This window comes from Methylobacterium litchii, assembly GCF_038442315.1.
Classification (GTDB): Bacteria; Pseudomonadota; Alphaproteobacteria; order Rhizobiales; family Beijerinckiaceae; genus Methylobacterium; species Methylobacterium litchii.
Genome location: NZ_JBBXMY010000009.1, coordinates 241,228 through 249,159 on the forward strand (window position 1 = coordinate 241,228; position 7,932 = coordinate 249,159).

Below are 7,932 nucleotides of genomic sequence, written 5' to 3' on the forward strand. Positions count from 1 at the left end.
GCCAATATCGGTCCAGTGTTGAAACAAAATAGAGACCGACGGGACGCGCATAACATTGCATGTCCCAAGACGAGACAGGATGGCGGCGCGAGGTTGTGATGGACGTGAAGAACAGCGACCCGATTTTCACCGATTGGTCCGACCAGCACACGGCGCTCTGGGGGCACCAACCCCTACGGCTGCAGCACCGCCTGCACACGATGCCACTGTTCTCGCGTGAATCGCTGGCGCAGTTGATCGATACCTATCCGCGCGATCAGTACAGCCTGATCCATATGGGCGGGCGCGGCGGTCGGCGCTTCTGGCGCGAAGGCGACACCGGCGGTCTCCCCGGCGAGGCGGTGATCGACGCGATCTCCAAGGGCCGGATGTGGCTGAACCTGCGCAACGTCCTGAAGGTGGACAAGCGGTTCGCCGACGTGGCCGATGCCGTGTTCGAGGAGATGGCCCAGCGCCTGCCGGGCTTCTCGACGCGCCATCGCAGCGCGGGCATCCTGATCTCGTCCCCGGGGGCGCAGGTCTATTATCACGCCGACCTGCCCGGCCAGCATCTTTGGCAGTTGATCGGCCGCAAGCGGGTCTACGTCTATCCGAACTCGCCGCCCTTCCTGACCGAACGCCAGTTGGAGGACATCGCCCTCTTCGAGATCGAGGTCGATCTGCCCTACGAGCCCTGGTACGACGAGCATGCCCGTGTGCTCGATCTGGAGCCGGGCCAGATGTTGAGCTGGCCGTTGAACGCACCGCATCGCGTCGAGAACCTCGACTGCTTGAACGTCTCGATGACGGTTTCCTTCACCAACGAGGAGATCCATCGCCTGCAGAACCTGAATCTCGCCAACGGCCTGCTGCGTCACCGGCTTGGCATCGCGCCGAAGAGCCGTTCGATCTCCGGGCCGTCCTATTGGTCAAAGGCCGTGCTGCAGAAGGCCTTGCGCAACAGCCGGTGGGTCAAGCGCGAGCGCAATGCCCGCAGGGTGGTGGATTTCCGCCTCGACGGCGCCAATCCCGGCGAGATCATCGACGCCCAGGCGGCGGCGTGACCGTTCTGAATCGCGAACTCGGTCATTCTCCGGCGCACGGTCTCGCCGAGCAGCCTGCGGCCCCCGTCGAGTACCGGGTCGAGGTCGCACGGCGGGCCGGTGAGTCGGCGTTCCGTGGCGGCTTCGCGCCAACGATCTTCCAGACGGCGACGTGGCTCGACAGTTGGTACGAAACCCTGGCCGGCCGGGACGACGTCACGACGCTCGTCGTGACCATCCGCGACGGGCGAACCGGCGATCTCGCGCTGGTTCTTCCCCTGGTGATGCGGCGCATCGGCCCGCTGCGGGTGATCGAGTTCGCCGACCTTAATCTCACCGATTACAACGCCCCGCTCCTGGGTCCGGCCGCGCCGCGCAGTCGGGCCGAGGCGATCCGCCTGTGGCGCGCCGTGCGCCGCGCGCTGCCGCGTGCCGACCTGATCCGCCTCGCCAAGATGGAGGCCGATCAAGGCCAGCGGCCAAATCCGCTCACGCTGCTGCCGGGCGCCGTCGCCTGCGCCCTGAACGGCAACGTCATCCGCATCGACGGCGATTACGACGGGTGGCGGCGGACGGGCCTCGAGAAGACCGTCCGCAAGGAGTTGGAGCGCAGCTGGCGGGTCTTTTCCAAGAACCCCGGCGCGGCCTTCGTGCGGGTGACGGAGCCCGAGCAGGCGCAGCGATTGCTGGCGGCAATCGACCAGCGCCAGGAAACGCGGATGGCGTCGCTGGGGGCGGAGTACTTCCTCAATGAGCCCGACGTCGCCGCGTTCTACCGCCGACTCGTGGAGCGGGCGCTCGCCGATGGCAACGCCGTGCTGACGGCGCTAATGGCGGACGGCGATGCCGAGCCGGAGATGGTGGCGGGTCTCCTCGGACTGCGCCAGGGCGACCGCTACATCATGATCCGCATCGGCCAGACGGGCGGCAAGTGGGCGAACTGTTCGCCGGGCCGTCTGATCATCGAGCGGACGATGGCGGCCCTGCACGCCGAGGGCGTCCGCACCTTCGATTTCAGCATCGGCAATTACGACTACAAGCGCCGCTTCGGCTGCCAGGCACTGCCGCTGGTGGACGTCGTTCGGCCGTTGAGCTGGCGCGGTCTCGCACCCGCCGCCCGCGCCCTCCTCGTCGGCCACCTGCGGACCCGCCCGGAGCTCGACCGCCGGATGCGCACATGGCTCGGCCGCTTCAGCGCATTTAAGCTCTGAACCAGTTCGGCCGTGATCGACTGAGTTTTGTAGGGGATCTACTGCGGATCAGCGCTTTAGGCCGCTGATGGTGCCCAGGAAAGGACTGGGGGTCCGCAGGTCGTAACCGTTGATCCAAAAAAGGTTTTTGGCGTCACCATCGCGCCGCTGTTGAACAGTGACGATGAACGCGCGAAGCGTTGCCGTCAATCCTCTAATCCCTTCCCCTCACATCATGGAGACCCATGTCGATACCCGACCATGACCCCGACTTACGGGTCCTAAAGTTCAATCCTCACATCAAGGGCCTGAAACGGTACTTCCACCTCCGGGCCCTGGAATGGGAAGGCTCCCTGTGGCTCCTCTCACAAGACGCTGAAACCGCTTTGGGCTGGCACTACGGCTCATTGACGAGCAAGCTCGCATCTCGCCTACCCGGTGATGCATGGGGCTATGCCCATGTCCTTACAGAGAACGGTCGAAAGCTACTGCGCTTCGTGTCTGTCACGGGTCTCAGGGACAGCATCACGAGGCTTAGAGAGCGCCAGTCGCGGGCCTTTCAGCAGTGGCTTTGCACCCTCTGAACGAACCTCTCAGACATGGGCTGCATGGGTCCCCAGCGTTTAACGTTCGCGCTGGGTGGGGTTCACTGACAGCTACGCGCTTTCTTTGATCGATCAGTGGCGCGTCTCATTATCGGTCTCAGGCTCAGACACAAGTTCAGCCGCAAGCGATTCGGTCAGCGGAAACTCCATCACAAGCTCCTGAGCATCGTCTGACACGAACAAGACAGCCTTCAACAACTCTGGGTCAGCATCAGCGCCCTGAAGCAGTTGCAATGCGAGTACCTTAGCGGCCTCGTAAGCGGCGTCTGGGTCATCCAGTTCGCGGCCTTCCGGGTCCACGATCACGTCCTCACCAATGTGAGTGTGGAAGAAGTAACGCGGCATTTCCCCCCGCAGTCCCAGCCACTACCCAGCGGCCGGGCCCAGCCTTCCGAGCCCGACCTGAAGCAGCCTACCGCCCGCTACCTGCGGCACCCGGTGTCGAGCCCGAGCCAGCATCCTTGGCACCCGTGCTATTTTGAGTACCGGAACGGCTCATGCTGCCCGTAGACGGCCCGCTCCCGGCAGCACCCGGAGTTGACCCCGAGCCTGCATCCTTCGCCCCGGTGCTGTTCATGGTGCCCGAGCGGGTCTCCCCGGAGCTTGTCGCGGTGGTGCCCTCAGCGGCGTAAGCAGCGGTACCAAGCGCCAGCGTAGCAGCGACGACGAGCGTAATCGTTTTCATGTCATAGCCTCCCTGTTCAAAGGCCAACCACCCGCATGGTGCGACGTTCCGACCTTAACGACTTCGGCCCCGATGCCATGGGTCGTAGATGACAAGCACTGCCTTGAACCTTGCCAGCTCCTACCTGTTAGCGCCCAGCCAACAGGGAGGATTCGATGACGAAGCTGTTCATTGCAAAGGTGCGTACGGATGCCGGGCCGAAGCCTCTCGTGACGGTCAGGGCCGAGGCTGAGGGCGAGGCGAGGTTATTCTTGACTGCCAAGTACCCCGACGCGCTGATTGAGGCCGTCGAGGAGCCGAGCGATTGGGCCAGCGATGCGGATACCGGTTCTAAGGCAGGAGACATCCGCGAGCACCCCGGAGTTGCGTGGCAAGCGCCCTCCAGCTTGGCTTAGTGAGTGCATCCGGCCTTTGCACGTCATGGTTCGGGAGAGCTGTTTGCCACGCCCTCCTGCATCAGTCAGCATCTGGACGGATGGGCCCTATCTATGAGCACGGCGGCTTCGCTCTGATGAACACAACGATCCTCGTTATAGCGTTTCTGAACCAAGCGGGAGTACTCATGGAGGCTCCATCCCCGGAACGACCAATGGATTCGGCTGCCTGTGAGTATCGCAAGGAGCACGCTTCGGAGATCTATCTTCCCAGAGCGCAAGCTCGGAATCCTTTAATCAAACAGGTACTTGCAGTTTGCACATCGTTTGTCGGGGAAAATGGCAGGCTCGATAGCGTCAAATGATTTTTGATGGAGGCGTCGGTCATCAGCGGCCGGTAGCGCGTTTCCGCACTCTGCTTACCTTCAAGCACCTCTATGCCGCTCTTGGCGACCACCTCCGGTACGGAAAGAGCCATTCAGATAGGTGCCCCGGCCATTCCTTGCACCTCTTGGACAGAGGCCATCCGTAATTAGGACCACCACTAGGCCAGAAGCGGCTGGCGACCGTAACGACCAAGACCAAGACCTTCTCGTTCGCAGGCCTGGAGCTGAGGAGCATCACCATCGAGGACATGCCCTGGTTCGTGGCGGCCGACGTGTGCCGCATGATCGAGATAGCCAACCCCACCGTGGCCTGCCGCGCGCTGAGGGGGGATGAGCAAGCTAAGTTCAACTTAGGTTCGGGGCGCCCTGCCGTCATCGTGAGCGAGAGTGGGCTCTACACACTCGTGTTGCGCAGCCGGAAGCCGTCCGCTCAAGCGTTCCGTGAGTGGGTCACCGGGACGATGCTCCCACAGATCCGCCAGACGGGCGGCTACATTGCTGGCGAGGAGAAGCTGGCCACGGGTGAGATGGACGACGAGCGACAAGATGCCGTTTCCGTGTGGAGGGTCGGCTTGCCAGAGGCCGTCAGTGTCTTTCGGCTGCTTGACTAGCCCCAGTGGCAGAACGGCCGTCCTTGGCGGCACCCCACCAAGAGTTACGGCAGTGACATGACCACCAACCACCGCGCCGTGGAACGACAGAAGGCAAACTACTGATTTGGGATCGCCTAAGCCACTGATCTCATTCACGGAAAATACCTATCTGGCAATTCATTGCCCACCTAGGGAGAAGGAGTTCTACCTCCGATTCACCGAAGAGCCTTGGACGACCAACCTATTTGGGATTGGTCAAGCCATTAATCTGACTAGCCAAATCCGCTTATTCGGCAATTCATTGCACCTCTAGGTAGAAGGAAGGCTAGGTCAGGCGGGGCTGATAGGACGACCACACAGGCAGAGGGGGACTGTGAGGTTGGGGGTAAGGGGGCCATCTAAGGTTTAGTAGACAGTGCTATAAACATTGTTAGGTAAGGGTAGATAAAGGTAGTACTCTACGATGTACTTTAGGAGATACTGATGGTGATACCAACCCTCAGTACCATGTCTAGTATCTCCTTGACGACATTGTTTAGGTGCCCGTAAGGCATCACCTAAGGCACCATCTCATTCCACCAAGGGCAACCATTTACCCCAGTGCCATCGTTTGTCCCTCGATGACGCTTGCCCTTGGTGGTCTACCCATCTGCCATGCCCCGGGGGGTGGTCTTCCATGAAAGCGGTCTTCTAGGGGCTCGAAGAGGTGCCCATCAGTGGACCCCATCGCGTCTGACGGAAAAATGCGAGAGGGCATCGACAAACTCGAATTCGCCAGTGTCCCCCATGCCCCTCGCGACCGCGTGCGGTATCCCGCGTGGTATCGCGCTCACACGCACGGGATGAGGTACGCCCAGGCGCACGGGTAGATGAGCCACAGGCAGCCTGGAATGGGTGCCTCTTGGTGCCGGGAGGGGTGGCCGAACGGTTGCGCTACGCTCTCGTCAGGGGTCTCGCCCAACGCCAAACCGGTAGTACTAGTAGCCTGTGTGATCGGGCCAGTGCCTTCTCGGAGCTTATCTTGGTTTGCTCATCAAGGCGTTGCCAACGCTCCCGCTGCTCCTTGAGCATGAGACGCTGGTTGGCACTTAGGTCAATGTCAGACTGCTCCATGAGCGGACGCTATCGGCCTCTGAGGCGCGCGACACTCGCAAATGTTGATGTTGAATGCGCCTGACGCAGGTCTGGTTCAGTATGCCCCTGGCGAACCATCAACAGACTGGTTCAACATAGACCTATTGACCAACCGAAACAGACTGACTATCACCATACCATCCTAACCAGACTGATGGTGTCGTGATGTTCGTCCGGGCCTACCTCCGCGCCTCTACCTCGGATCAGGACGCCAATCGTGCCCGTGAGGCCCTCGCCTCCTTCGCACAGGAACGAGGCCTCCACGTCGCCTGCTGGTACGTCGAGAACGAGAGTGGGTCGAAGCTGGCCCGTCCCGAGCTATTCCGGCTGCTGGCCGATGCACGCCCCGGTGACGTTCTCTTGGTTGAGCAGGTGGACCGCTTGTCCCGCCTGACCTCTGGGGACTGGGAGAAGCTGAAGGCCGAGATCGCCTCCCGACAGGTTCGGGTAGTCGCCCTGGACCTCCCTACGTCCTGGCAGTTGGCCTCATCGACCACTGACGCATTCACCACCCGCATGTTCGAGGCTGTGAATGGCATGATGCTGGACATGCTCGCCGCTGTAGCTCGCAAGGACTACGACGATAGGCGCCGCAGGCAGGCAGAGGGTCAGGCCACGGCCAAGGCCGAGGGGCGCTACAGGGGGCGTCAGGAAGACGTGAAGCGCAACGCTGGCATTGCCGACATGCTGTCCCGTGGGATGTCGTGGTCCCAGGTGCAGGCAGCTACCGGATGCAGCCGTGCCACGGTCGCTAAGGTGGCCAAGAGGGTCGCCTAAGGAGCAATTCCTTGCACCTCTAGGATAAAGGACGCCCATCCGCTTCAGACGGGGTGTCATCGGTACTTCGGGTATGACTGCTACATTCACGCCCACCTCACCCACACCTTCACGACCCTTCAGGACCTCCGAAACGGGGTCGTGCAAGCGTTTTTGTATGACTGCTCGATAGGGCCACTAATCGAGCCCCTCAGGCACCTCTAGGCCGGCATTGAGCTGGCCATCCCTCTCTATTCACAACGAGACCATGAACATAACCGTCAGCCCCACGGGCCGAGGGGAGCATCACGCACGCCTTGGTGACCGCCTAATCACAACCTCTTACACCCCTCTGTTCACAGCTGCCCGCATCCTACTGAAGGAGGGGGTATCGCCCGACGAACCTCTGACCATGACCCGCAGTGGATCGGAGATGATCTGCATGAGGACCACGGTCGGGACCGCAGCACGACTTACCGTTCAAGACGACGCGAGAGGCTTCGGCTTCCGTCGCTACCGCCCCGGCCCAACACGCAGCTGAGGCTGCCTGGGTTCGACTGCCTGACTGCCCTTTCCAGCACCGGGGAGTGGTCCGTCAGGGGCGTTCGTGCCTTGGTGGCACCCTGCCTACCCCCGACCCCTTCACGCCCGCCTACGGTGACTACCCACCCACCTGACGCGGCATCCCATCCAACACCTCATCGAACCCCAGAGCCACAGCCATGAAACTGACTATCAGCCCAGCCGACCAAGGGCGTCATCACGTCCATCTCGGTGACCGTCTCCTGACGACCTCAGACACCCCCCTGTTCTCCGCTGCCCGTATCCTCATGAAGGAAGGCGTTCACTGGAGCGAACCGCTGGACGTGATCCATGCGGGCTCCCGGCAGATCATCGCTCGATCCACCGTAGGAGACGCTTCGCGGCCCCCGGTCCTGAACGATGATGGTGGCCTTGGCCTTCAAACCCGTCGTTCCGGCATCTTCGATTACGCTCGGTAGGCCTTTGCGCCTGGGGGGATCGCTCGCCAGCGGCCGAGAGCCCTGAGCCCCGATAAACCTGTGTTTCGGCGTGCAACTTTGACCCCCTGAGGTGGGGGATCGGCGTCCAATTCTGACCCCCTGAAGCTTGCTCTTGCAGACTGCCCTTCGGGACGACCGGACGGGTGGTGGGGGATGAAGGGCGTG

General features: G+C 61.9%; 6 protein-coding genes. 5 read left to right on the forward strand and 1 reads right to left on the reverse strand.

From position 1 onward, the window contains the following. Positions 1 to 98: 98 nt before the first annotated feature. Positions 99 to 1,043 (forward strand): hypothetical protein, encoded by a 945-nt coding sequence (locus AAHF99_RS17675; RefSeq protein ID WP_342165811.1) that lies wholly within the window; start codon positions 99 to 101, stop codon positions 1,041 to 1,043. Then, positions 1,040 to 2,233: a GNAT family N-acetyltransferase gene (locus tag AAHF99_RS17680; protein WP_342165812.1), complete on the forward strand. Its 1,194-nt coding sequence runs from the start codon at positions 1,040 to 1,042 to the stop codon at positions 2,231 to 2,233. The genes AAHF99_RS17675 and AAHF99_RS17680 overlap by 4 nt, the downstream gene beginning before the upstream one ends. A 656-nt stretch (positions 2,234 to 2,889) precedes the next feature. Here AAHF99_RS17680 and AAHF99_RS17685 read toward each other — a convergent pair. Then, positions 2,890 to 3,162: a DUF6894 family protein gene (locus tag AAHF99_RS17685; RefSeq protein ID WP_342165813.1), complete on the reverse strand. Its 273-nt coding sequence runs from the start codon at positions 3,160 to 3,162 to the stop codon at positions 2,890 to 2,892. A gap of 495 nt (positions 3,163 to 3,657) precedes the next feature. On the opposite strand from AAHF99_RS17685, the gene AAHF99_RS17690 reads away from it, so the two are divergent. The 3 genes from AAHF99_RS17690 (at position 3,658) to AAHF99_RS17700 (ending at position 6,766) form a co-directional block, all read left to right on the forward strand. Beyond that, positions 3,658 to 3,897, forward strand: a complete 240-nt coding sequence (locus tag AAHF99_RS17690) for a hypothetical protein (RefSeq protein ID WP_342165814.1) — start codon at positions 3,658 to 3,660, stop codon at positions 3,895 to 3,897. Positions 3,898 to 4,495: 598 nt separating this feature from the next. Then, positions 4,496 to 4,873 carry a BRO-N domain-containing protein gene (locus tag AAHF99_RS17695; protein ID WP_342165829.1) on the forward strand — a complete coding sequence of 126 codons (378 nt, stop codon included), beginning with the start codon at positions 4,496 to 4,498 and terminating at the stop codon, positions 4,871 to 4,873. 1,281 nt (positions 4,874 to 6,154) lie between these two features. After that, positions 6,155 to 6,766 (forward strand): recombinase family protein, encoded by a 612-nt coding sequence (locus AAHF99_RS17700; protein WP_342165830.1) that lies wholly within the window; start codon positions 6,155 to 6,157, stop codon positions 6,764 to 6,766. The last annotated feature ends 1,166 nt before the right edge of the window (positions 6,767 to 7,932 follow it).